Here is a 24,604-nt window from a genome sequence, read left to right as displayed (position 1 = left end):
CCGGAGCCTTCCATGTCCCGCGTTACCTTGAGTCGCTATTTGATTGAGCAGACCCGCAGCAACAACACGCCTGCCGATCTGCGCTTCCTTATCGAAGTGGTGGCGCGTGCCTGCAAGGAAATCAGCCACGCCGTGTCCAAAGGCGCACTGGGTGGTGTCCTGGGCAGCATGGGCACTGAAAACGTGCAAGGCGAAGTGCAGAAGAAGCTCGACGTCATCTCCAACGAGATCCTGCTCGAAGCCAACGAATGGGGCGGTCACCTGGCCGGCATGGCGTCCGAAGAAATGGACAATGCCTACCAGATCCCGGGCAAATACCCGAAAGGCGCGTACCTGCTGGTGTTCGACCCACTGGACGGCTCGTCCAACATCGACATCAACGCACCGGTTGGCACCATCTTCTCGGTACTGCGTTGCCCGAACGAATACCTGAGCCAGAACGAAGCCCTGAACGAAAAGGCCTTCCTGCAGCCAGGCACCGAGCAGGTGGCTGCCGGTTACGCCATCTACGGCCCACAGACCATGCTGGTGCTGACCCTGGGCGACGGCGTCAAAGGCTTCACCCTGGACCGCGAAATGGGCAGCTTCGTACTGACCCACGAAGACATCACCATTCCTGCATCCACCCAGGAATTTGCGATCAACATGTCCAACCAGCGCCACTGGGAAGAGCCGGTCACGCGTTACGTGGGCGAGTTGATGGCGGGCGAAGAAGGCCCGTTGAAGAAGAACTTCAACATGCGTTGGGTCGCCGCGATGGTGGCTGACGTGCACCGTATCCTGACGCGTGGTGGCTTGTTCATGTACCCACGTGACAGCCGCGAGCCGTCCAAACCAGGCAAACTGCGCCTGATGTACGAAGCCAACCCAATGTCCTTCCTGGTCGAGCAAGCGGGCGGCGCGTCCACCGACGGCCACCAGCGCATTCTCGACATTCAGCCCGAAGGCCTGCACCAGCGTGTGGCGGTGTTCTTGGGTTCCAAGGAAGAAGTTGAGCGCGTGACGGCCTACCACAAGAAGTAAGTCTTCGCGATAAGTGATCGGCGTTGTTGTGAGCCGGTTCACCCTTGAAGAAGCCCCGAAACGTTTCAGCGTTTTCGGGGCTTTTTTGTTTTTGCTCATCGGGAACCAGAAACCTCTTTTCCCTTCTAAGCTTCTGGCAGACCCCCATGCTGCTCAGTCCCTCCAGGAGTTTTTCCATGTCGTTACGCCGTCTCTCCCTGCTGGCTTTTTGCGTGCTGTTGGCCGCTTGCAGCAAGGTCAACCAAGAAAATTATCAAAAATTGTCGGCTGGCATGGCCAAGACAGAGGTCGAGTCGTTGCTGGGCAAGCCGACTGATTGTTCCGGCGCACTGGGCATGTCCAGTTGCACCTGGGGCGATAAAAACAGCTTTATCAGCGTTCAATATGCCGGTGACAAGGTTCTGATGTTTTCCGGGCAAGGCCTGAAGTAAACCGGGGCGAAAGCCTGCGGGAGAAGAAGAATGATCCGTTTTGTTTTGTTCCTTTGCGCCAGCCTGTTTTTGGCGGGCTGCGCCAGCCATTCTGGCGATGATCTGCAACCCAAGACCGCGAACAACGTCAACCTCAAGCGTTACCAGGGCACCTGGTATGAGTTGGCGCGATTGCCGATGTACTTCCAACGCAACTGCGCACAGTCCGAGGCGCGCTACACGCTGCTGCCGGATGGCGATATGTCGGTGTTCAACCGCTGCCTGACGACCGAATGGAAGTGGGAAGAAGCCAAGGGCACGGCTACGCCGCAAGTGCCGGGCAAGACCGACAAGCTCTGGGTGGAATTCAATAACTGGTTTACCGCCCTATTGCCGGGCGTTGCCAAGGGCGATTACTGGGTGCTGTACGTCAGCGATGACTACAAGACCGCGATTGTCGGCAGCCCGAGCCGGCGTTACATGTGGATATTGTCGCGCACGCCGACGGTCAATGCGGACACCCGCGAAGACCTGCTGAGCAGGGCGCGGCAGCAGGGGTATGACACCACACGGCTGATCTGGCGCACGTCGGACAAGCAGATGGCGAAGACTTCGCAGTAACTCTGGACCAGCGCCAATCCAATGTGGGAGGGGGCTTGCTCCCGATTGCAATGTGTCAGTCAGCACGTCTGAAACTGATACACCGCCATCGGGAGCAAGCCCCCTCCCACATGGGTTATGGGTTGCCGGTTAGCCCAGCAAATCCCTCAAGACCTGCGTGAACGCACGGCCGCTTTCTTCCTCGCCGGCATGATGCCCGTCCCGCACCACCCACTTGCCGTTGACCAGCACATCACGCACTTGCCGATCACCGCCTGCGAACAGCCAGCGATTGAGAATCCCGTCCTCTGTCGCTGTCGCCAGGTAAGGGTCGTTACCGTCCAGCACAATCCAATCCGCACGCTTACCCACTGCCAACTGACCAATCGGTTGTCCCAATGCCTGGGCACCACCGTCCAGGGCGGCATCAAACAGCGTGCGGCCGACCATCGGTTGATCGCTGCGATACAAGCGATTGCGCCGTTGATCACGCAAGCGCTGCCCATATTCCAGCCAACGCAGTTCTTCCACCACGCTCAATGAAACATGGCTGTCGGAACCGATGCCCATGCGTCCGCCCTGGGCGAGGTAGTCCACCGCCGGGAAAATCCCGTCACCGAGGTTGGCCTCGGTGGTCAGGCACAAGCCGGCAATGGCGCGGCTCTTGGCCATCCGTGTCACTTCGTCTGCGTCGGCATGCGTGGCGTGCACCAGGCACCAGCGTTCATCGATGTCGACATTGTCATAGAGCCATTGCAGCGGGCGCTTGCCGCTCCAGGCCAGGCAGTCGTCGACTTCTTTCTGTTGTTCGGCGATGTGGATATGCACCGGGCACGCCTTGTCGCTGGCGGCCAGCACGTCACTGATTTGCTGTGGCGTGACCGCGCGCAACGAGTGGAAGCACAGGCCCAACTGCTGCGCCGGTTGCGCCGCGAGGACCGGCTGCAGGCGTGCTTGCAGGTCCAGGTAGTGTTCAGTGCTGTTGATAAACCGGCGCTGGCCCTCATTGGGCGCCTGGCCGCCAAAACCGGAATGGGTATAGAGCACCGGCACCAGCGTCAGGCCGATCCCGCTGCTGGCCGCTGCCTGGCTGATCTGACGCGACAGTTCCGTGCGGTCGGCATACGGCTGGCCGCTGACGTCATGGTGCACATAGTGAAACTCGGCCACGGACGTGTAGCCGGCCTTGAGCATCTCGATGTACAGCTGGCGCGCGATCACCTGCAATTGATCCGGGCTGATCTTGCCCACCATGCGGTACATCAGGTCGCGCCAGGTCCAGAAACTGTCATTCGGGTTGCCGGCGACTTCGGCCAAACCGGCCATGGCACGTTGGAATGCATGGGAGTGCAGGTTCGGCATGCCCGCCAATACCGGGCCTCTCAGCCGTTCGGCACCCTCTGCGCTGGCATTGGCCTCAACCTGTGTCAGCAGCCCATCGGCGCTGACTTCAAGACGTACATCATTGGCCCATCCATTAGGCAGCAGCGCGCGTTCGGCAAAGAAAGCGGACATGATCAAGGCACCCCGGTCGTGTGTTTATTTGTATATACATATACAGACGTTTGCCTGCTCGGTAAACTCCGGCAATCTATGCATCTTTTCCCCCTGCAAGGATTCCCTGTGCCGACTCCGCCCGCCAAGTCTCCACTGGCTGCCCACATGGACGAAAGTCCGGCGCCCTTGTATGCCCGTGTCAAACAGATGATCAGCCAGCAGATCCTCAACGGCAACTGGCCGCCCCATTACCGCGTGCCGTCGGAGAGCGAACTGGTCAGCCAGCTGGGTTTCAGCCGCATGACCATCAACCGCGCCCTGCGCGAGCTCACCGCCGAAGGTCTGCTGGTGCGCATGCAAGGCGTGGGCACCTTCGTCGCCGAGCCCAAGAGCCAATCCGCGCTGTTTGAAGTGCACAACATTGCCGATGAGATCGCCTCTCGCGGTCATCGCCATACGTGCCAGGTCATTACCCTGGGTGAAGAGGCCGCCGGTTCCGAGCGCGCTGTCGCCCTGGAAATGCGCGAAGGCGGTCGGGTGTTCCACTCGCTGATCGTGCACTTCGAAAACGATATCCCCGTGCAAATCGAAGACCGCTTCGTCAACGCCCTGGTCGCGCCGGAATACCTGCAGCAGGATTTCACCCAGCAGACGCCCTATGCCTATTTGAACCAAGTGGCGCCTCTGACCGAAGGTGAGCACGTGGTTGAAGCCATCCTCGCCGACGCCGCCGAATGCAAGTTGCTGCAGATCGAGCCTACCGAGCCATGCCTGTTGATTCGCAGGCGCACCTGGTCTGGCCGTCAGCCGGTGACTGCCGCGCGTTTGATCCACCCCGGTTCCCGTCATAGCTTGGAAGGACGTTTCAGTAAATGAGTGCAATAAGCGTCTGGCGCGCCGTCGATTACGTGCGCATGCCGTGGAAAAACGGCGGTGGCAGTACCGAAGAAATCACCCGTGATGCAGGCACCGGCCTGGAGGGTTTTGGCTGGCGTCTGTCGATTGCCGATATTGGTGAGTCGGGCGGGTTTTCCAGCTTCGCCGGCTACCAGCGCGTGATCACTGTGATCCAAGGTGCCGGCATGGTGTTGACCGTTGATGGTGAAGAGCAGCGCGGGTTGTTACCGCTGCAACCCTTTGCGTTCAAGGGTGACAGCCAGGTGTCCTGCCGATTGATCACGGGGCCGATCCGCGATTTCAACCTGATCTATTCGCCAGAGCGTTACCACGCGCGGTTGCAGTGGGTGGATGGCGTGCAGCGGTTCTTCAGCACGGCGCAGACGGTGTTGGTGTTCAGCGTGGCGGATGAAGTAAAGGTGTTGGGCGAGAAACTCGGCCATCACGATTGCCTGCAAGTGGACGGTAACGCTGGCTTGCTGGATATCTCGGTCACGGGCCGTTGCTGCATCATTGAACTGACCCAACGCGGTTAAAAAATGTGGGAGGGGGCTTGCCCCCGATGGCAGTGTTTCAGTCATAGATGCACCGACTGATCCACCGCCATCGGGGGCAAGCCCCCTCCCACATTTGTTTTTGCGCTGTTTACATAATCTGTTTCCAGTCCTCGCACCAATTTGTTACCGAATGCCCCAGCGTGGCGCAAAACCTCGCTCTGGTGACAAACCTCCCTCGCCGTAAACCTGCCTCTTAAGAAATTTCATCATGCCTTGAAGCCTTAATTTCCAAGGCTTGCACGCACTTTCCAAAAAAATCCAAACACCTCGCCCAGAAAGTTGGCCGCTCGATTGCATATGCTTGTATGTACAAGTAAAGATGTGTGCGTAAGAGTCGTCTTCGCACTCACCAAGCATGCGCATCGATCGCCGAGGAGTCCTAGCTGTGACCAAGCCTACAAAATACCGTGACGTCGAAATCCGTGCCGCCCACGGTAACAAGCTCACCGCCAAAAGCTGGCTGACTGAAGCGCCGCTGCGCATGCTGATGAACAACCTCGACCCGCAAGTGGCCGAGAACCCAAAAGAATTGGTGGTGTACGGCGGTATCGGCCGTGCGGCACGTAACTGGGAGTGCTACGACCAGATCGTCGAGAGCCTCACCCACCTGAACGACGACGAAACCCTGCTGGTGCAATCTGGTAAACCGGTCGGTGTGTTCAAGACCCACAGCAATGCCCCGCGTGTACTGATCGCCAACTCCAACCTGGTGCCGCACTGGGCGAGCTGGGAACACTTCAACGAACTGGATGCCAAGGGCCTAGCCATGTACGGCCAGATGACCGCCGGCAGCTGGATCTACATCGGCAGCCAAGGCATCGTCCAGGGCACCTATGAAACCTTCGTCGAAGCCGGTCGCCAGCACTACGATTCAAACCTCAAAGGCCGTTGGGTCCTCACCGCCGGTCTCGGCGGCATGGGCGGTGCCCAGCCGTTGGCTGCAACCCTGGCCGGTGCGTGCTCGCTGAACATCGAGTGCCAGCAGGTCAGCATCGATTTCCGCCTGAACAGCCGTTACGTCGACGAACAAGCCACCGACCTCGACGACGCCCTGGCGCGTATCGCCAAATACACCCAGGAAGGCAAGGCTATCTCCATCGCCCTGCTGGGTAACGCGGCGGAAATCCTGCCGGAACTGGTCAAGCGTGGCGTACGCCCGGACATGGTCACCGACCAGACCAGCGCCCACGACCCACTCAACGGCTACCTGCCGGCCGGCTGGACCTGGGACGAATACCGCGCCCGCGCCAAGACCGAGCCCGCCGCCGTGATCAAGGCCGCCAAGCAATCGATGGCCGTGCACGTCAAAGCCATGCTCGCGTTCCAGAAACAAGGCATCCCGACCTTCGACTACGGCAACAACATCCGCCAGATGGCCCAGGAAGAAGGCGTGGAAAACGCATTCGACTTCCCAGGCTTCGTACCGGCCTACATCCGTCCACTGTTCTGCCGTGGCGTCGGCCCGTTCCGTTGGGCGGCTCTGTCCGGCGACCCGCAAGACATCTACAAGACCGACGCCAAAGTCAAAGAGCTGATCCCGGACGACGCCCACCTGCACAACTGGCTGGACATGGCCCGCGAACGCATCAGCTTCCAGGGCCTGCCGGCGCGTATCTGCTGGGTTGGCCTGGGCCAGCGCGCCAAGCTCGGCCTGGCGTTCAACGAAATGGTGCGCAGCGGCGAGCTGTCGGCGCCGGTCGTGATCGGCCGTGACCACCTGGACTCCGGCTCGGTCGCCAGCCCGAACCGCGAGACCGAAGCTATGCAGGACGGCTCCGACGCTGTGTCCGACTGGCCGCTGCTCAACGCCTTGCTCAACACCGCCAGCGGCGCGACCTGGGTCTCGCTGCACCACGGCGGCGGCGTGGGCATGGGCTTCTCCCAGCACTCCGGCATGGTGATCGTCTGCGACGGTACCGACGAAGCGGCTGAGCGGATCGCCCGCGTACTGCACAACGACCCGGCCACCGGGGTGATGCGTCACGCTGATGCCGGCTACCAGATCGCGATCGACTGCGCCAAGGAACAGGGCCTGAACCTGCCGATGATCAAGTAACCCAGGGGGGAGGGGCAAGCCCCCTCCCACATTTGATCTGCAGTGAACCAGAAAACAATCCATCAGAGGTTGAACAACATGGCTGCAAATGACACCACCCCGTTGATCGAAAGGCGTTCGATCGACTACATCCCGGAAGTGGAAAGACACGGTCGTCTGTTGAGCCAGTTCACCCTATGGATGGGCGCCAACCTGCAAATCACCGCGATTGTCACCGGGGCCCTGGCCGTGGTGCTGGGCGGTGATGTGTTCTGGTCGTTGATCGGTCTGTTGATCGGTCAACTCATCGGCGGCGGTGTCATGGCGCTGCATGCGGCGCAAGGTCCCAAGCTTGGCCTGCCCCAGATGATCTCCAGCCGGGTTCAGTTCGGCGTGTACGGCGCGGCCATCCCGATCGTGCTGGTGTGCCTGATGTACCTCGGTTTCACCGCCACCGGCACCGTGCTTTCCGGCCAGGCGCTGGGCCAGTTGTTTGGGGTCAGTGACAGCGTCGGCATCCTGATCTTCGCCAGTGTCATTGTGCTGGTCACCGTGCTGGGTTACCGGGTAATCCATTTCATCGGCCGCGTCGCCAGCGTCATTGGCGTGATTGCCTTTGTCTACCTGTTCAGTCGCCTGGTGAGCCAGACCGACGTTGGCGCCCTCCTGCAAATCCGCCACTTCAGTTGGAGCAGCTTCCTGCTGGCGGTGTCGCTCGCGGCCTCCTGGCAGATCGCTTTCGGCCCTTACGTGGCGGACTATTCACGTTACCTGCCGAGCGCGACGTCTTCGGTGAAAACCTTCCTTGCCGCCGGCGCCGGTTCGGTCATTGGCGCGCAGGTGGCGATGGTCCTCGGCGTGTTTGCCGCGGCCATGTCCAACGGGCAGTTCGCCGGTCACGAAGTGGCCTACATCGTGGGTTTGAGCGGCACCGGTGCCACCGCTGCGCTGCTGTATTTCAGCATCGCGTTCGGCAAGGTCACCATCTCTACGCTGAACTCCTACGGCAGCTTCATGTGCATTGCGACCATCATCAGCGGCTTCCGTGGCCGCCTGGAGGTCACGCGCCTGCAGCGTCTGGTGTTCGTGTTGGTCATCGTCGGTACCGCGACCCTGATCGCGTTGCTGGGCCAGCACTCGTTCCTCGGTGCGTTCAAGTCTTTCATCCTGTTCCTGCTGGCGTTCTTTACGCCCTGGAGTGCGATCAACCTGGTGGACTACTACTGCATCACTCGCGAGCGTTATGACGTGCCGGCGCTGGCCGACCCGAACGGTCGCTACGGCCGCTGGAACCTGCTCGGTATCAGCGTCTATGTGTTCGGCGTGCTGGTGCAATTGCCATTCATCTCCACCAAGTTCTACACCGGCCCCTTGGTGGCCGCGCTGGGTGACGTGGACATTTCCTGGATCATCGGTCTGGTACTGCCTGCAGCCCTGTATTACCTGTGTGCGAAAAAATGGCACGGCACAGTGCCCGATCACCTGATCCTGCCGGTAGAGCAGGGCGCTACACCAACAACAAACGGGCTGGCCGCACAAGCCTGATGGGACGTGGACAGGGCAGGATGCCTACTGACTGCCGTAATCCATTTCAAGATTGGGAGCGTCACAACAATGAAAATGCATAAGACCCTGCTGGCCACCTTGCTCTCTGCAGGTTTGCTGGCCAGCGCTGGCGCCCAGGCGGCCGGCTGGTGCGAATCCGGCAAACCAGTGAAATTTGCCGGCCTGAACTGGGAAAGCGGCATGTTGCTCACCGACATCCTGCAAACCGTGCTGGAAAAAGGCTACGACTGCAAAACCGACAGCCTGCCGGGCAACTCCATCACTATGGAAAACGCCCTGAGCAGCAACGATATCCAAGTGTTTGCCGAAGAATGGGTCGGCCGCAGTGAAGTCTGGAACAAGGCCGAGAAGGCCGGCAAAGTCGTCGGCGTCGGTGCCCCGATTGTCGGCGCCATCGAGGGCTGGTACGTGCCGCGCTACGTGATCGAAGGCGACGCCAAGCGCAAGTTGGAACCCAAGGCGCCGGACCTGAAGAACATCGCCGACCTGGCCAAATACGCCTCGGTGTTCAAGGACCAGGAAGAGCCGTCCAAGGGCCGCTTCTACAACTGCCCGGCCGGCTGGACCTGCGAGCTGGACAACAGCGAAATGCTGAAGAGCTACGGCCTGGAAAGCACCTACACCAACTTCCGTCCAGGCACCGGCCCGGCACTGGATGCGGCGGTGCTGTCGAGCTACAAGCGCGGCGAGCCGATCCTGTTTTACTACTGGTCGCCCACGCCGCTGATGGGCCAGGTCGACCTGGTCAAGCTGGAAGAAAAACCCGGCGTGGATAAAAGCGTGAGCATCAAGGTCGGCCTGTCCAAGGCTTTCCACGAGCAAGCCCCGGAATTGGTGGCCGTGCTGGAAAAGGTCAACCTGCCCATCGACCTGCTGAACCAGAACCTGGGTCGCATGGCCAAGGAGCGAATTGAGTCGCCGAAACTGGCGAAAATTTTCCTCAAGGAACATCCTGAAGTCTGGCACGCCTGGGTGAGTGAAGACGCAGCCAAGAAAATCGACGCGGCCTTGTAGGTCAAGCGTGCCCGGCTACCCTGAGGGGCAGCCGGGCGCCTGGCCACAACCCACTGGATCGAGAGCACGCTATGTTTCCTGAGAGTTTTACGTTTTCCATCGCCGACTGGGTCAACGGTTGGGTGGACTCACTGGTCACCAACTACGGTGATGTGTTCCGGCACATCTCCGACACCCTGCTATGGGCCATCGTCAACCTGGAAGGGTTGCTGCGCGCTGCCCCCTGGTGGCTGATGCTGGCCATCGTCGGCGCGGTTGCCTGGCACGCCACCCGCAAGGTGGTGACCACGGCGGTGATCGTCGGTTTGCTGTTCCTGGTGGGCGCGGTTGGCCTGTGGGACAAGCTGATGCAAACCCTGGCGCTGATGATGGTCGCCACGGTGATCTCGGTGCTGATCGGCATTCCGTTGGGCATTCTGTCGGCGCGCAGCAATCGCCTGCGTTCGGTGCTGATGCCGTTGCTCGACATCATGCAGACCATGCCCAGCTTCGTGTACCTGATCCCGGTGCTGATGCTGTTCGGCCTGGGCAAGGTCCCGGCGATTTTTGCCACGGTGATCTACGCCGCGCCGCCGCTGATCCGCCTCACCGACCTGGGCATTCGCCAAGTTGACGGCGAAGTCATGGAAGCGATCAACGCCTTTGGTGCCAACCGCTGGCAGCAACTGTTCGGCGTGCAGCTGCCGCTGGCGTTGCCGAGCATCATGGCCGGCATCAACCAGACCACCATGATGGCGCTGTCGATGGTGGTGATCGCCTCGATGATCGGCGCCCGTGGCTTGGGTGAAGACGTACTCGTCGGCATCCAGACCCTCAACGTTGGCCGAGGCCTCGAAGCCGGGCTGGCGATCGTGATTCTCGCCGTGGTCATCGACCGCATTACCCAGGCCTATGGTCGTCCACGACACGAGGCGAGCAAATGACTACTGTCAGTAAAATCGAAGTTAAAAACGTCTTCAAGATCTTCGGCGCGCGCTCCAAGGATGCGCTGGCCATGGTCGGGCAGGGCAAGACCAAGGACCAGGTCCTGGCCGAGACCGGTTGTGTGGTCGGCGTGAACGACCTGTCCCTGAGCATCGGCACCGGTGAGATCTTCGTGATCATGGGCCTGTCGGGCTCGGGCAAATCCACCTTGGTGCGCCACTTCAATCGCTTGATCGACCCGACCAGCGGCGCGATCCTGGTGGACGGCGAAGACATCCTGCAACTGGACATGGAAGCCCTGCGCCAATTCCGTCGGCACAAGATCAGCATGGTGTTCCAGAGCTTCGGCCTGCTGCCCCACAAGAGCGTGCTCGACAACGTCGCCTACGGCCTCAAGGTGCGTGGTGAAACCAAGCAGGTGTGCGCCGAACGCGCCCTGCACTGGATCGAAACCGTGGGCCTCAAGGGTTACGAAAACAAATACCCGCACCAGCTTTCCGGCGGCATGCGCCAGCGTGTGGGCCTGGCTCGCGCACTGGCGGCCGACACCGACATCATCCTGATGGACGAAGCCTTCAGCGCCCTCGACCCGCTGATCCGCGCCGAGATGCAGGACCAGCTGCTGGAGCTGCAAAAGACCCTGCACAAAACCATCGTATTTATCACCCACGACCTCGACGAGGCCGTGCGCATCGGCAACCGCATTGCGATCCTCAAGGACGGCAAGCTGATCCAGGTCGGCACGCCTCGGGAGATCCTGCATTCGCCGGCGGATGAGTATGTGGATCGGTTTGTTCAGCGGCGGGCGGCGGTGGTCTGACCCAAAAGATCGGGTGCGGCGGCTGGCCCTATCGCAGGCAAGCCCCTCCCACATTGGCCCTGTGTTAACCCGATCAAAGGTGGGAGGGGGCTTGCCCCCGATAGGGCCGGTAAGGCTGCACAAGAATTGAAGAGAGTATGAAGATGCCCCAGGCAACAACAATCACCCTCCCCGACACCCCAATGCGCTGGCAGGACGTAGTCGCCGTCGCCCGCCACGGCGCGGTGCTCGAGCTCTCGGGCCAGGCCTGGGCGCGCATCGATAACGCCCAGGCCATCGTGCAGCGCATCGTCACCCGCGGTGAGCGCGCCTATGGCGTGAACACCGGCCTGGGCGCGCTGTGCAATGTGTCGCTCAAGGGCGAGCAACTCAGCCAGCTGTCGCGCAACACCTTGCTCAGCCATGCCTGCGGCGTCGGCCCGGCATTGAGCGACGAGCAGACCCGCGCGATCATCTGCGCGGCCATCATCAACTACAGCCACGGCAAATCCGGCCTGCATCCGCAAGTGGTGCACGCGCTGCTGGCGCTGCTCAACCACGGCATCACACCGCAAGTGCCGTCCCAGGGCTCAGTGGGTTACCTGACCCATATGGCCCACGTCGGCGTGGCCTTGCTGGGTGTGGGCAATGTCAGTTACCGCGGTCAGATCGTTCCCGCTCAAGAGGCATTAAGTGCGGAAGGCTTGCAGCCGGTGGTGCTCGGCGCCAAGGACGGCCTGTGCCTGGTCAACGGCACGCCGTGCATGACCGGCCTGAGCTGCCTGGCCCTGGCTGATGCACATCACTTGCTGCAATGGGCCGACGTGATCGGCGCCATGAGTTTCGAAGCCCAGCGCGGGCAGATCGATGCATTCGATGAAGAAATCATCGCACTCAAGCCGCACCCTGGCATGCAGCACGTGGGGATGAACCTGCGCGCCTTGCTCGATGGCAGCGAAGTGATCGCCAGCAGCAAAGGCATTCGCACCCAGGACGCCCTGAGCATCCGCTCGATCCCGCAGATCCACGGTGCGGCGCGCGACCAGGTGGCGCACGCCACCCGTCAAATCGAGACCGAACTCAACAGCGCCACCGATAACCCGTTGGTGCTCGGCACACCGGACAACTATCGCGTGGTGTCCCAGGCCAACCCGCATGGGCAATCCGTGGCGTTGTCGGCGGACATACTGGCGATTGCCATGGCTGAAATCGGCTCAGTGGCCGAACGCCGCCTGGATCGCCTGATCAACCCGCACGTCAGCGGCCTGCCGGCGTTCCTGGTGAGCAACCCCGGGGTCAACTCCGGGATGATGATCGTGCAGTACGTCGCCGCTTCACTGTGTGGGCAAAACCGCCAACTGGCGCAACCGGCGGTGCTCGACAACTTCGTCACCTCGGGCCTGCAGGAAGACCACCTGAGCATGGGCACCAATGCCGCGCTCAAGCTGCATCAGGTATTGGCCAACGTTACTCAGATCCTCGCCATCGAGTATTTGCTGGCGGCCCAGGCGTTCGAATTTTTGAAAGACCAGCACTTCGGCGTGGGCACCGACCGCGCCTGGCGCCTGTTGCGTGAAGTGGTGCCGGCTTATGAACAGGACCGCTGGCTGGCGCCGGACATTGCGGCGGCTGCCCAGGTGCTCAAAGACACCGCATTACCCAATTTGCACTGAAGACTTATTCAACAGAAGTATTCAAAAAGAACAATTCACAAGGAGTATGAATGTGACTGCGCTAAACCTGATTCCAGGCCAGCTGAGCCTTGCCCAACTGCGCGCCATCTACCAGCAGCCGGTAACCCTGCGCCTGGATGACAGCGCCACGGCGCAGATCGAAGCCAGTGTGGCCTGCGTGGAGCAGATTCTCGCCGAGAACCGCACCGCCTACGGCATCAACACCGGTTTTGGCCTGCTGGCCTCGACCCGCATCGCCAGCGAAGACCTGGAAAACCTCCAGCGTTCGCTGGTGCTGTCCCACGCCGCGGGCGTCGGTGAGCCGATCAGCGATGCGCTGGTGCGACTGGTCATGGTGCTCAAGGTCAACAGCCTGAGCCGTGGGTTCTCCGGGATCCGCCGCCAGGTGATCGACGCGCTGATCGCGCTGATCAACGCCGAGGTGTACCCGCACATCCCGTTGAAAGGTTCGGTCGGCGCGTCCGGCGACCTGGCGCCGCTGGCGCACATGTCCCTGGTGCTGCTCGGCGAAGGCAAGGCGCGTTACAAAGGCGAATGGCTGGAAGCGACCGAAGCGTTGAAAGTCGCGGGCCTGACGCCGCTGACCCTCGCCGCCAAGGAAGGCCTGGCGCTGCTCAACGGCACCCAGGTGTCCACTGCCTATGCCCTGCGTGGCCTGTTCGAAGGCGAAGACTTGTTCGCCGGCGCCCTGGCCTGTGGCGGCCTCACCGTGGAGGCGGTGCTGGGTTCGCGTTCGCCGTTCGATGCGCGCATCCACGCGGCTCGCGGCCAACGCGGCCAGATCGATTCCGCTGCGGCCTATCGCGACCTGCTGGGTGAAAGCAGCCAGGTGTCCCAGTCGCACCAGAACTGCGACAAGGTTCAGGACCCGTACTCCCTGCGCTGCCAGCCACAAGTCATGGGCGCGTGCCTGACCCAATTCCGCCAGGCTGCCGACGTGCTGGTGGTCGAGGCCAACGCCGTGTCGGATAACCCGCTGGTGTTCGCCGCTGAAGGCGACGTGATTTCCGGCGGCAACTTCCACGCCGAGCCCGTGGCCATGGCTGCCGACAACATGGCGCTGGCCATCGCCGAAATCGGTTCCCTGAGCGAGCGTCGTATCTCGCTGATGATGGACAAGCACATGTCGCAACTGCCGCCGTTCCTGGTCGGCAATGGCGGGGTGAACTCCGGTTTCATGATCGCCCAAGTGACCGCCGCTGCACTCGCCAGCGAGAACAAGGCACTGGCTCATCCCCATAGCGTCGACAGCCTGCCGACTTCCGCCAACCAGGAAGACCATGTGTCGATGGCCCCGGCTGCCGGCAAACGCCTGTGGGAAATGGCCGAGAACACCCGTGGCATTCTCGCCGTGGAATGGCTGGCCGCGTGCCAGGGCCTGGACCTGCGCGAAGGTCTCAAAACCTCACCAAAGCTGGAAAAAGCACGTGGGATTTTGCGCGACAAAGTGGCGTTCTACGACAAAGACCGCTTCTTCGCCCCGGACATCAACGCCGCCAGCGAATTGCTCGCCACTCGCTGCCTGAATGAGCTGGTGCCGGCCAATCTCCTGCCGAGCCTGTAACCGCAACACCCTGTAGTGAGCGGGCTTGCCCCGCGCTGGGCTGCGCAGCAGCCCCAAAACCCGCCGTCGCGTTCTGTCTGAAAGACATGCGGTGGCCACTTCAGGGCTGCTTTGCAGCCCCGCGCGGGGCAAGCCCGCTCACTACAGTTGTCAGGCGCCAGGTTTGGATTTTTCTCAGGATAAAAATAATTAAGGACGAGAAATGCACCAGCAAGAAAAGGGTTTGAAACGCGGGCTCAGCGCCCGACATATTCGCTTCATGGCACTCGGTTCCGCGATCGGCACCGGGCTGTTCTATGGCTCTGCCTCTGCGATCCAGATGGCGGGCCCCGCTGTGCTGTTGGCCTACCTGATCGGCGGCGCCGCCGTGTTCATGGTGATGCGCGCCCTCGGCGAAATGGCCGTGCACAACCCGGTCGCCGGCTCCTTCGGCCAGTACGCCAGCACCTACCTGGGCCCAATGGCGGGGTTTATCCTCGGTTGGACCTACGCCTTTGAAATGATCATCGTCTGCCTGGCAGACGTCACCGCCTTCGGCATCTACATGGGTTTCTGGTTTCCCGACGTCGCGCGCTGGGTCTGGGTCCTCGGCATTGTGTTTCTGATCGGCGGCCTGAACCTGTGCAACGTCAAAGTGTTTGGCGAAATGGAGTTCTGGCTGTCGCTGCTCAAGGTCGGCGCCATCGTCGCGATGATCCTCGGCGGTTTCGGCATCATGCTGTTCGGCATCCATTCGGCCGGTGATACCCAGGCCAGCGGTCTCAGCAACCTGTGGGCCCACGGCGGCTTCATGCCCAATGGCATCGGCGGCCTGATCGCCTCGTTCGCGGTGGTGATGTTCGCTTTTGGCGGCATTGAAATCATCGGTATTACCGCCGGCGAAGCCAAGGACCCGCAACGCGTGATCCCCAAGGCGATCAACGCGGTGCCGCTGCGTATCCTGTTGTTCTACGTGTTGACCTTGTTTGTGTTGATGGCGATCTACCCATGGCCGCAGATCGGCAGCCAGGGCAGCCCGTTCGTGCAGATCTTCAGCAACCTGGGCATCGGCTCGGCGGCGACCATCCTCAACATCGTGGTGATCTCGGCAGCCGTCTCGGCCATCAACAGCGACATCTTCGGCGCCGGCCGCATGATGTACGGCCTGGCCCAACAAGGGCAGGCGCCCAAGGGCTTTGCGCAGTTGTCCAAGCACGGCGTGCCGTGGATGACCGTGGTGGTGATGGGCGCGGCGCTGCTGGGCGGTGTGGTGCTCAACTACCTGATCCCGGAAAACGTGTTCCTGCTGATCGCCTCGATCGCGACCTTCGCCACTGTGTGGGTCTGGCTGATGATCCTGTTCACCCAGGTCGCGATGCGCCGCTCGATGACCCAGGAACAAGTCGCCGAGCTGAAATTCCCCGTGCCGTTCTGGCCTTATGCGCCAGCGGCCGCCATCGTCTTCATGCTGTTCGTGTTTGGCGTGCTGGGTTACTTCCCGGACACCCAGGCCGCTTTGCTGGTCGGTGCCGTGTGGATCGTGCTGCTGGTGGTTGCCTACCTGTTGTGGGTCAAGCCTGCAGCCGGGCAAGCGGCCAAGGTGCACTACGACCCGGCTTTGTCTCATCGTTAATCTAGGGAGGCGTTGATGAAAACGCTTTGGCAACACTGCCACGTCGCAACCATGGCCCAGGGCAAATACTCGATCATCGAGGACGCCGCCCTGGTGACCGCCGGTTCGCTCATCGAGTGGATCGGCCCCCGCAGCCAGGTACCGGCGGCGGATTACGCCCAGGTGCATGACCTGCACGGCGCGTGGGTCACCCCCGGGCTGATCGACTGTCACACCCACACGGTGTTCGGTGGCAACCGCAGCGGCGAATTCGAGCAGCGCCTCGAAGGTGTCAGCTACGCCGAGATCGCCGCCAAGGGCGGCGGTATTGCCAGCACCGTGCGTGCCACCCGCGCTGCGACGGAAGATGAACTGTTTGCCAGCGCTGAAAAGCGCTTGCGCAGTCTGCTGCGCGACGGCGTCACCACGGTGGAGATCAAGTCCGGCTATGGGCTGGACCTGGTCAACGAACGCAAGATGCTGCGAGTGGCCCGTCGCCTCGGCGAAGCGTTGCCGGTCAGCGTGCGCGCCACGTGCCTGGCGGCCCACGCGTTGCCGCCGGAGTACAAGGACCGCGCCGACGATTACATCGACCACATCTGCACCGAAATGCTGCCGGCTTTGGCGGCCGAAAGTTTGGTGGACGCGGTGGATGCGTTCTGCGAATACTTGGCGTTCTCCACCGAGCAGGTGGAGCGCGTGTTCAAAGTCGCCCAGCAACTGGGCCTGCCGGTGAAGCTGCACGCCGAACAGCTTTCGTCGCTGCACGGCTCCAGCCTCGCGGCGCGTTACCACGCGTTGTCGGCGGACCACCTGGAATTCATGACCGAAGAAGACGCCATCGCCATGGCCGCCTCCGGCACCGTCGCGGTCTTGCTGCCCGGCGCGTTCTACTTCCTGCGCGAAACCCAGTTGCCGCCGATGGAGGCCTTGCGCAAACACGGTGTGAAAATCGCCATCGCCAGCGACCTCAACCCCGGCACGTCCCCAGCGCTGTCGGTGCGCCTGATGCTCAACATGGCCTGCACGCTGTTCCGCATGACCCCGGAAGAAGCCCTCGCCGGTGCTACGCAACATGCCGCCACTGCCCTGGGCATGGGCGACACTCATGGTTCGTTGGAAGTGGGCAAGGTCGCGGACTTTGTGGCCTGGCAGATCGATCGCCCTGCCGACCTGGCCTATTGGCTGGGTGGCGAGCTGGATAAACGCGTCGTGCGCCACGGCGTCGACGTCACTGTTTGAGGAGTATTGCTTGTGGATAAGGTTCTGAACTTCACACAAGGCCGCGTGCCGCTGCTGATCAGCATGCCCCACGCCGGCCTGCGCCTCACACCCGCCGTCGAGGCAGGGTTGATCCCCGAGGCGCAAAGCCTGCCGGACACCGACTGGCACATCCCCACGCTGTATGACTTCGCCGAAGCACTGGGTGCCAGCACCCTGTCGGCCGAATATTCGCGGTTTGTGATCGACCTGAATCGGCCCTCCGACGACAAGCCACTGTATGCCGGTGCAACCACCGGCCTGTACCCGGCCACGTTGTTCGAGGGTGTGCCGTTGTTCCGTGAAGGGCTGGAACCGAGCGAGACCGAGCGCGCCAGTTACCTGCAAAAGATCTGGGGCCCCTATCACCGCACGCTGCAAGAAGAACTGGCGCGGCTCAAGGCCGAGTTCGGTTATGCCTTGCTGTTTGACGCGCATTCGATTCGCTCGGTGATCCCGCACCTGTTCGACGGCAAGTTGCCGGACTTCAACCTTGGCACCTTCAACGGCGCTGCCTGTGATCCAGGACTGGCCAGCCAGTTGGAGGCCATCTGCGCCACCCATCCGCAGTACACCCATGTACTCAACGGACGTTTCAAGGGCGGCCATATCACCCGGCATTACGGTGACCCGGCGCAGGATATCCATGCTGTGCAGCTGGAGTTGTGCCAGAGCACTTACATGGAAGAGGTTGAGCCGTTCCGTTATCGCCCGGACCTGGCCGAGCCGACGCGGGTGGTGCTCAAGCAATTGCTGGAAGGGGTGTTAGCTTGGGGGCAAGCGCACTATCGGTGAGTGGTGGTGTTGCTGAAATAGCTATCGGGGGCAAGCCCCCTCCCACACTTGACCGCGTTTTGTCTGGATGACCGCGGTTCAATGTGGGAGGGGGCTTGCCCCCGATGACGGTCTCACTGTCGCTCCTTTGCCGGCAGGCTCTGCACGCCGCGGGCGTATCCACTCTGTTGGACCCCGATGGCCGGGGGAGAGAAGGGCTGACACAGGTCTAAGCGCGCAAGGACATGCTCATTGCACAATTCGGGTTTATAGTGCCAGACGGCAAAATAAAAGACGTCCCCCCAGGGATGAACCCGACCCCTTACGGAGCGCGCAATGCAGACTTGGTACCCGCAGATCAAACCCTACGCCCGGCACGATCTGGCAGTCGATGACACCCACACGCTGTACGTCGATGAAAGTGGCTCCCCCGAAGGCTTGCCCGTCGTATTCATCCATGGTGGCCCTGGCGCAGGTTGCGACGCACAGAGCCGCTGCTATTTCGACCCGAACCTGTACCGCATCGTCACCTTCGACCAGCGTGGTTGCGGGCGCTCCACCCCTCGCGCCAGCCTGGAAAACAACACCACCTGGGACCTGGTCGCCGACCTGGAGCGCATCCGCGAGCACCTGGGCATCGACAAATGGGTGCTGTTCGGCGGTTCCTGGGGCTCGACCCTGGCCCTGGCCTACGCGCAAACCCATCCAGAGCGTGTGCATGGCCTGATCGTGCGTGGCATTTTCCTGGCCCGCCCGCAGGATATCGAATGGTTCTACCAGGCCGGTGCCAGCCGTCTGTTCCCGGATTACTGGCAGGATTACATCGCGCCTATCCCGGCGGAAGAGCGCCACGACATGATCGCGGCCTATCACAAGCGTCTCACCGGCAACGACCAGATCGCCCAGATGCACGCGGCCAAGGCCTGGTCCGGCTGGGAAGGCCGCATGCTGGGGCTGTGCCCGAGCCCGCAGCACGTGGAGCGGTTTTCCGAGCCGCAGCGCGCGCTGTCCATCGCGCGTATCGAATGTCACTACTTCACCAACAACTCCTTCTTGGAGCCCAACCAACTGATCCGCGATATGCACAAGATTGCGCATCTGCCTGGCGTAATCATCCACGGTCGCTACGATATGATCTGCCCGTTGGATAACGCTTGGGAGCTGCATCAGGCGTGGCCCAACAGCGAGCTGCAGGTGATTCGCGAGGCTGGCCATGCGGCGTCGGAGCCCGGTATTACCGATGCGCTGGTACGCGCGACCGCTGAAATGGCACGGCGCCTGCTTGATCTGCCGCCTGAAGAAGCATGAAGGGCCTGTTGCAACGGGTACGAGGCGCCCGGGTCGAGGTGGCGGGCGAAATCGTCGGCGCCGTCGATCAAGGGTTGCTGGTGCTGGTGGCTGTCGAGCCTTCGGATACGCCGGAGAGTGCCGATAAACTGCTGCACAAGCTGCTGAACTACCGGGTATTCAGTGACGACGAAGGCAAGATGAACCTATCGCTCAAGGATATCGACGGCGGTTTGTTGCTGGTGTCGCAGTTCACCCTGGCGGCGGATACCAAGAGCGGGCTGCGGCCGAGCTTCTCCACAGCGGCCCCGCCGGCCCTGGGAGCGGCGCTTTTCGATCATTTGCTGTTACAAGCGCAACAATTGCATGGCAAGGTGGCGTCGGGGCGTTTTGGCGCCGATATGCAGGTGCATTTGGTCAATGACGGGCCTGTCACCTTCCTCTTACAGACGTGAATGTATTAAAAACGACTTTTAATGCCTAAAAACGTAGGGTTTCGCTACAAATACTTCGTTATCCCTGATGCGTTGTTTCGCGGGCTACTAGATAATCGCGCGCTACGGGGATCAGCGTTGTTTGGTCCATTTTTGACTTAGGTAGAGACTTGTCCGACAACCGATGGGGAATCATTTTGCCCAAGGGGAGTCGGAACAATGCTCGCCAACCTGGCATATAGATAGCTGGCCGTTGGTTTTTTGATCTGTTTTCGGCGAGGGTTGCTCGTGATTGTTAGTCCCTGTAATGCACCAAAATTGTCAGCCAAACGGTTACGAAACGCACTGGTGACGGGCTCTGCCCTGTTTTGCCTGTTCGGCGCGGGTCAACTGTGGGCATTCAGTCTGGATGATGTGTCGGCCAAGGCAAAAGAGCTGGCCGGGCAGAAATACGAAGCTCCGCGTAGCAATCTGCCGAACGAATTCCGCGAAATGAAATTCGCGGACTACCAGAAGATTCGTTTCCGCAACGAAAAAGCCGAGTGGGCCGATCAGAACACCCCGTTCAAGCTGTCCTTCTATCACCAGGGTATGCACTTCGATACACCGGTGAAAATCAATGAAGTCACCGCCGACAGCGTCCAGGAAATCAAGTACGACCCGACGCGTTTCGATTTCGGCGACGTGAAGTTTGATCCTAAAGCCACCGAACAGCTGGGTTATGCCGGCTTCCGTGTGCTGTACCCGATCAACAAGGCCGACAAGCAAGACGAAATCATGACCATGCTCGGCGCGAGCTACTTCCGCGTGGTCGGCAAGGGTCAGTCGTATGGCCTGTCCGCCCGTGGCATGGCGATCGATACTGCCTTGCCGTCCGGCGAAGAATTCCCTCGCTTCACCGAGTTCTGGATCGAACGTCCAAAGCCGGGTGAGAAACAACTGGTGATCTTTGCCCTGTTGGACTCGCCACGCGCTACCGGCGCTTATCGCCTGATCCTGCGTCCGGGCACCGACACCATTGTCGATGTGAAATCCCAGATGTTCCTGCGCGACAAGGTCACCAAACTGGGCGTAGCCCCGTTGACCAGCATGTACCTGTTCGGTGCGAACCAGCCGTCCAAAGTGCTGAACTACCGTCGCGAGCTGCACGATTCCAGCGGCCTGTCGATCCATGCCGGCAATGGCGAGTGGATCTGGCGTCCGCTGAACAACCCTAAACACCTGTCGGTCAGCAACTTCACCGTAGAGAACCCGAAAGGTTTCGGCCTGCTGCAACGCGGCCGCGACTTCAGCCACTACGAAGACCTCGACGACAACTACGACAAGCGCCCAAGCGCCTGGATCGAGCCTGAGGGCGACTGGGGCAAAGGCACCGTCAACCTGGTAGAGATTCCGACCGCCGATGAAACCAACGACAACATCGTTGCCTTCTGGAGCCCGGAAAAACTGCCGGAAGTGGGCCAGCCGCTGGACGTTTCCTACCGCCTGCACTGGACCATGGACGAGAAAGCCTTGCACCCGGCCGACAGCGCCTGGGTCAAGCAGACCCTGCGCTCCACCGGTGACGTGAAGCAATCCAACTTGATCCGCCAGCCTGACGGCAGCGTGGCCTACCTGGTCGACTTCGAGGGCCCGTCCCTCAAGGCGCTGCCGGCGGATGCCCCGGTGCGCAGCCAGGTCAGTGTCAGCGACAACGCCGAGCTGGTTGAAAACAGCGTGCGCTACAACGAGCACACCAAAGGCTGGCGCTTGACCCTGCGCATGAAGATCAAGGACGCAGGCAAGCCGACCGAAATGCGCGCGGCGCTGGTGCAGGATGTTGCACCGCCGGCCCCTGAGCAGGACTCGAGCCACGTGCTCAAGGCTGACAAGGTCCTGGCCAAGCAACACGAGAAACAGGCCAAGAAAGACGCGAAAGACGCGAAAGACAAGGAAGCCAAGCAGCCAGAAGCTGCCCCAGCCACGCCGGAGCCGATCAAGACCGAACAAGTCCTGACCGAAACCTGGAGCTATCAGTTGCCTGCCGATGAGTAATTCTCAAGTAACGCCTGAGACTCTGTCCGAGTACCTGGCGCATCTACCGATGACCGCTGAGCAGCGCGCCGAACTGGCGGGCTGCACATCCTTCACCGAGTTGCACGAGCGTTTGTCGTCGTCGACGTTCGACGCGCCCACCGACGCCGCCCAGGCGTCGGTAGGCCGCCGTTTGACCCTCAACACGGCCGAAGAGCTGCAAGACGCCGAAATGCTGGTGCTGGATGCCAGCGGCCGTGTGTGCCTCAAGGCCACGCCGCCGATTCGTCGTACCCGTGTGGTGCCGGAGCCGTGGCGTACCAATATCCTGGTGCGCGGCTGGCGTCGTCTCACCGGCCGCAGCAACCCGCCGGCCCCGCCGAAGGATGAGCGCGTATTGCCGGCCGCCCGCTGGCGCACCGTGGGTTCGATCCGCCGTTACATTCTGCTGGTGCTGATGCTCGGCCAGACCATCGTCGCCGGCTGGTACATGAAAGGCATCATGCCGTACCAGGGCTGGTCGCTGGTCGACTTCGACGAAATCCGCAACCAGACCTTGTTGCAAACCGCTACCCAGGTACTGCCTTACGCCCTGCAAACCAGCATCCTGATCATGTTCGGGATTTTGTTCTGCTGGGTCTCGGCGGGTTTCTGGACCGCGTTGATGGGCTTTCTGGAGCTGCTCACCGGCCACGATAAATACCGGATCTCCGGTAAGAGTGCCGGCGACGAGCCGATTCCGAAAGACGCCCGCACCGCGTTGGTGATGCCGATCTGCAACGAAGACGTGCCGCGTGTATTCGCGGGTCTGCGCGCGACGTTCGAGTCGGTCGCCGCCACCGGTGACCTCGACCGCTTCGACTTCTTCGTGCTCAGCGACAGTAATGACGCCGACATCTGCATCGCCGAACAGCAAGCCTGGCTCGACGTGTGCCGTGAAGCGGGTGGTTTCGGCAAGATCTTCTATCGCCGCCGTCGCCGTCGCGTAAAGCGCAAGAGCGGCAACCTCGACGACTTCTGCCGTCGTTGGGGCGGTGACTACAAATACATGGTCGTGCTCGACGCCGACAGCGTCATGAGCGGCGAATGCCTGACCAGCCTGGTGCGCCTGATGGAAGCCACGCCGGACGCCGGGATTATCCAGACCGCGCCGCGTGCGTCGGGCATGGACACCCTGTATGCACGCATGCAGCAGTTCGCGACCCGCGTCTACGGCCCGCTGTTTACCGCCGGCCTGCACTTCTGGCAGTTGGGTGAATCCCACTACTGGGGTCACAACGCGATTATCCGCATGAAGCCGTTTATCGAGCATTGCGCCCTGGCGCCATTGCCGGGCAAAGGCGCGTTCGCCGGTTCCATTCTGTCCCACGACTTTGTTGAAGCTGCGCTGATGCGTCGTGCCGGCTGGGGCGTGTGGATTGCCTACGACCTGCCGGGCAGCTACGAAGAACTGCCGCCGAACCTGCTGGACGAACTCAAGCGTGACCGTCGCTGGTGCCACGGTAACCTGATGAACTTCCGCCTGTTCCTGGTCAAGGGTATGCACCCGGTGCACCGCGCGGTGTTCCTGACCGGTGTGATGTCCTACCTGTCGGCACCGTTGTGGTTCCTGTTCCTGGTGCTGTCCACGGCCCTGCTGGCAGTGAACACCCTGATGGAGCCGCAGTACTTCATGGCGCCACGCCAGCTTTACCCACTGTGGCCGCAATGGCATCCGGACAAAGCGGTGGCGCTGTTCTCCACCACCATCGTGCTGTTGTTCCTGCCGAAGCTGCTGAGCATCATCCTGATCTGGGCCAAAGGCGCGAAAGAGTTCGGCGGCAAGTTCAAGGTGACCTTGTCGATGCTGCTGGAGATGCTGTTCTCCATGCTGCTGGCACCGGTACGGATGATCTTCCACACCCGTTTCGTACTCGCCGCGTTCCTCGGCTGGGCCGCGACCTGGAACTCGCCGCAGCGTGACGATGACTCCACCCCATGGGGTGAAGCGATCAAGCGCCATGGCACCCAGACCTTGCTCGGCTTCTTTTGGGCGTTGCTGGTGGTGTGGTTGAACCCAAGCTTCCTGTGGTGGCTGGTGCCGATCGTGGGGTCGCTGATGCTGTCGATCCCGGTGTCGGTGATTTCCAGCCGTGTCGGGCTGGGCCTCAAGTCCCGCGACGAGAGCCTGTTCCTGATCCCTGAGGAATACAATCCGCCGCAAGCGCTGCTGTCCACCGACAAGTACACCCACGAAAACCGTTGGCATGCGCTGAATGACGGCTTTGTGCGCTCGGTGGTCGACCCGCAGCAGAACGCCCTGGCCTGTGCCCTGGCGACCTCGCGTCACGCGCAGGCCGAGCCGATCGAGTACCTGCGTGCCGAACGTGTGCGTCACGCGTTGAAAGTCGGTCCTGCCGGCCTCAACAACGGTGAACGCCTGGCCTTGCTCAGTGACCCGGTAGCCCTGGCTCGCCTGCACGAGCAGGTCTGGAGCGAAGGCCATGCCGAGTGGCTCGCCGCCTGGCGGGAATCGATCAAGGCTGACCCGCACGCGCCGTTGCTGCCGCTGCAACCGCTGTCGTCCCAGGCCCAACCGGCCTGATTCAGACGCCCCCGAGGGTTCTCCTCGGGGGTGTTCCGAACGCTGGTCCTACAGCGTTTTTCGTTACTTTCCCTCTCGGCT

The 24,604-nt window shown here is 61.4% G+C and carries 19 protein-coding genes and 1 pseudogene; 19 read left to right on the top strand and 1 reads right to left on the bottom strand.

The genetic code is table 11. From position 1 onward, the window contains the following. Positions 1–12: 12 nt before the first annotated feature. The 3 genes from BM403_RS12080 to BM403_RS12070 all read left to right on the top strand — a co-directional run bounded on the left by BM403_RS12080 (position 13) and on the right by BM403_RS12070 (position 2,054). The gene (locus tag BM403_RS12080; RefSeq protein WP_003237460.1) at positions 13–1,023 is read left to right on the top strand and encodes a class 1 fructose-bisphosphatase; all 1,011 of its coding nucleotides are present in this window, start codon (positions 13–15) and stop codon (positions 1,021–1,023) included. Between the two features lie 176 nt (positions 1,024–1,199). Continuing rightward, positions 1,200–1,454, top strand: coding sequence for a hypothetical protein (locus tag BM403_RS12075; RefSeq protein WP_012721768.1), 255 nt, complete (start codon positions 1,200–1,202; stop codon positions 1,452–1,454). 30 nt (positions 1,455–1,484) lie between these two features. Then, on the top strand, positions 1,485–2,054 hold the full coding sequence (locus BM403_RS12070; protein WP_012721769.1) for a lipocalin family protein: 570 nt from the start codon (positions 1,485–1,487) through the stop codon (positions 2,052–2,054). Between the two features lie 129 nt (positions 2,055–2,183). On the opposite strand, the gene BM403_RS12065 is transcribed toward BM403_RS12070, so the two are convergent. Then, entirely contained in the window at positions 2,184–3,548 is a 1,365-nt protein-coding gene (locus BM403_RS12065; RefSeq protein WP_012721770.1) for a formimidoylglutamate deiminase, read from the bottom strand. A 147-nt stretch (positions 3,549–3,695) separates the two neighbouring features. On the opposite strand from BM403_RS12065, the gene hutC reads away from it, so the two are divergent. The 16 genes and pseudogenes from hutC to mdoH all read left to right on the top strand — a co-directional run. Next, the gene (hutC, locus tag BM403_RS12060; RefSeq protein ID WP_224265956.1) at positions 3,696–4,406 is read left to right on the top strand and encodes a histidine utilization repressor; all 711 of its coding nucleotides are present in this window, start codon (positions 3,696–3,698) and stop codon (positions 4,404–4,406) included. Beyond that, entirely contained in the window at positions 4,403–4,963 is a 561-nt protein-coding gene (locus BM403_RS12055) for a HutD/Ves family protein (RefSeq protein WP_064054080.1), read from the top strand. Before hutC ends, BM403_RS12055 begins: the two co-directional genes overlap by 4 nt. Positions 4,964–5,369: 406 nt before the next feature. After that, entirely contained in the window at positions 5,370–7,040 is a 1,671-nt protein-coding gene (gene hutU / locus BM403_RS12050) for a urocanate hydratase (RefSeq protein ID WP_012721773.1), read from the top strand. A gap of 78 nt (positions 7,041–7,118) precedes the next feature. Beyond that, positions 7,119–8,564: a purine-cytosine permease family protein gene (locus BM403_RS12045; RefSeq protein ID WP_012721774.1), complete on the top strand. Its 1,446-nt coding sequence runs from the start codon at positions 7,119–7,121 to the stop codon at positions 8,562–8,564. 69 nt (positions 8,565–8,633) lie between these two features. Then, positions 8,634–9,599, top strand: coding sequence for an ABC transporter substrate-binding protein (locus BM403_RS12040; protein ID WP_012721775.1), 966 nt, complete (start codon positions 8,634–8,636; stop codon positions 9,597–9,599). Between the two features lie 71 nt (positions 9,600–9,670). Continuing rightward, entirely contained in the window at positions 9,671–10,522 is an 852-nt protein-coding gene (locus BM403_RS12035; protein WP_012721776.1) for an ABC transporter permease, read from the top strand. After that, positions 10,519–11,343 (top strand): quaternary amine ABC transporter ATP-binding protein, encoded by an 825-nt coding sequence (locus BM403_RS12030; protein WP_005783958.1) that lies wholly within the window; start codon positions 10,519–10,521, stop codon positions 11,341–11,343. The genes BM403_RS12035 and BM403_RS12030 overlap by 4 nt, the downstream gene beginning before the upstream one ends. Positions 11,344–11,486: 143 nt before the next feature. Beyond that, positions 11,487–12,995, top strand: coding sequence for a histidine ammonia-lyase (hutH, locus tag BM403_RS12025; protein ID WP_093543083.1), 1,509 nt, complete (start codon positions 11,487–11,489; stop codon positions 12,993–12,995). A 46-nt stretch (positions 12,996–13,041) separates the two neighbouring features. Then, positions 13,042–14,580 carry a histidine ammonia-lyase gene (gene hutH, locus BM403_RS12020; protein WP_093542906.1) on the top strand — a complete coding sequence of 513 codons (1,539 nt, stop codon included), beginning with the start codon at positions 13,042–13,044 and terminating at the stop codon, positions 14,578–14,580. Between the two features lie 202 nt (positions 14,581–14,782). Then, positions 14,783–16,192, top strand: coding sequence for an amino acid permease (locus BM403_RS12015; RefSeq protein WP_046034002.1), 1,410 nt, complete (start codon positions 14,783–14,785; stop codon positions 16,190–16,192). Between the two features lie 15 nt (positions 16,193–16,207). Continuing rightward, positions 16,208–17,413: an imidazolonepropionase gene (gene hutI, locus BM403_RS12010; RefSeq protein ID WP_093542903.1), complete on the top strand. Its 1,206-nt coding sequence runs from the start codon at positions 16,208–16,210 to the stop codon at positions 17,411–17,413. A 12-nt stretch (positions 17,414–17,425) separates the two neighbouring features. Then, entirely contained in the window at positions 17,426–18,226 is an 801-nt protein-coding gene (hutG, locus tag BM403_RS12005) for an N-formylglutamate deformylase (protein ID WP_046034004.1), read from the top strand. A 315-nt stretch (positions 18,227–18,541) separates the two neighbouring features. Continuing rightward, positions 18,542–19,513, top strand: a complete 972-nt coding sequence (gene pip, locus BM403_RS12000; RefSeq protein WP_012721782.1) for a prolyl aminopeptidase — start codon at positions 18,542–18,544, stop codon at positions 19,511–19,513. Then, entirely contained in the window at positions 19,510–19,947 is a 438-nt protein-coding gene (gene dtd, locus BM403_RS11995) for a D-aminoacyl-tRNA deacylase (RefSeq protein ID WP_012721783.1), read from the top strand. Before pip ends, dtd begins: the two co-directional genes overlap by 4 nt. A gap of 267 nt (positions 19,948–20,214) precedes the next feature. Beyond that, positions 20,215–21,960, top strand: a complete 1,746-nt coding sequence (locus BM403_RS11990) for a glucan biosynthesis protein G (protein ID WP_093543080.1) — start codon at positions 20,215–20,217, stop codon at positions 21,958–21,960. Continuing rightward, a pseudogene (gene mdoH, locus BM403_RS11985) lies at positions 21,953–24,525 on the top strand (glucans biosynthesis glucosyltransferase MdoH); the annotation flags it as partial. The gene BM403_RS11990 and the pseudogene mdoH, both read left to right, overlap by 8 nt. Positions 24,526–24,604: the final 79 nt, after the last annotated feature.

The sequence above is a fragment of the Pseudomonas sp. OV546 genome, from assembly GCF_900116845.1.
Lineage (GTDB): Bacteria > Pseudomonadota > Gammaproteobacteria > Pseudomonadales > Pseudomonadaceae > Aquipseudomonas > Aquipseudomonas petroselini.
Note: the sequence above shows the minus strand (reverse complement) of the source record. Positions and strands in the feature narration are given on the sequence as shown.

Coding starts and splice junctions, on each gene's coding strand:
- BM403_RS12080 (WP_003237460.1), top strand. CDS start 13: ATGTCCCGCGTTACCTTGAGTCGCTATTTGATTGAGCAGACCCGCAGC.
- BM403_RS12075 (WP_012721768.1), top strand. CDS start 1,200: ATGTCGTTACGCCGTCTCTCCCTGCTGGCTTTTTGCGTGCTGTTGGCC.
- BM403_RS12070 (WP_012721769.1), top strand. CDS start 1,485: ATGATCCGTTTTGTTTTGTTCCTTTGCGCCAGCCTGTTTTTGGCGGGC.
- BM403_RS12065 (WP_012721770.1), bottom strand. CDS start 3,548: ATGTCCGCTTTCTTTGCCGAACGCGCGCTGCTGCCTAATGGATGGGCC.
- hutC (WP_224265956.1), top strand. CDS start 3,696: ATGGACGAAAGTCCGGCGCCCTTGTATGCCCGTGTCAAACAGATGATC.
- BM403_RS12055 (WP_064054080.1), top strand. CDS start 4,403: ATGAGTGCAATAAGCGTCTGGCGCGCCGTCGATTACGTGCGCATGCCG.
- BM403_RS12045 (WP_012721774.1), top strand. CDS start 7,119: ATGGCTGCAAATGACACCACCCCGTTGATCGAAAGGCGTTCGATCGAC.
- BM403_RS12040 (WP_012721775.1), top strand. CDS start 8,634: ATGAAAATGCATAAGACCCTGCTGGCCACCTTGCTCTCTGCAGGTTTG.
- BM403_RS12035 (WP_012721776.1), top strand. CDS start 9,671: ATGTTTCCTGAGAGTTTTACGTTTTCCATCGCCGACTGGGTCAACGGT.
- BM403_RS12030 (WP_005783958.1), top strand. CDS start 10,519: ATGACTACTGTCAGTAAAATCGAAGTTAAAAACGTCTTCAAGATCTTC.
- hutH (WP_093543083.1), top strand. CDS start 11,487: ATGCCCCAGGCAACAACAATCACCCTCCCCGACACCCCAATGCGCTGG.
- hutH (WP_093542906.1), top strand. CDS start 13,042: ATGAATGTGACTGCGCTAAACCTGATTCCAGGCCAGCTGAGCCTTGCC.
- BM403_RS12015 (WP_046034002.1), top strand. CDS start 14,783: ATGCACCAGCAAGAAAAGGGTTTGAAACGCGGGCTCAGCGCCCGACAT.
- hutI (WP_093542903.1), top strand. CDS start 16,208: ATGAAAACGCTTTGGCAACACTGCCACGTCGCAACCATGGCCCAGGGC.
- pip (WP_012721782.1), top strand. CDS start 18,542: ATGCAGACTTGGTACCCGCAGATCAAACCCTACGCCCGGCACGATCTG.
- dtd (WP_012721783.1), top strand. CDS start 19,510: ATGAAGGGCCTGTTGCAACGGGTACGAGGCGCCCGGGTCGAGGTGGCG.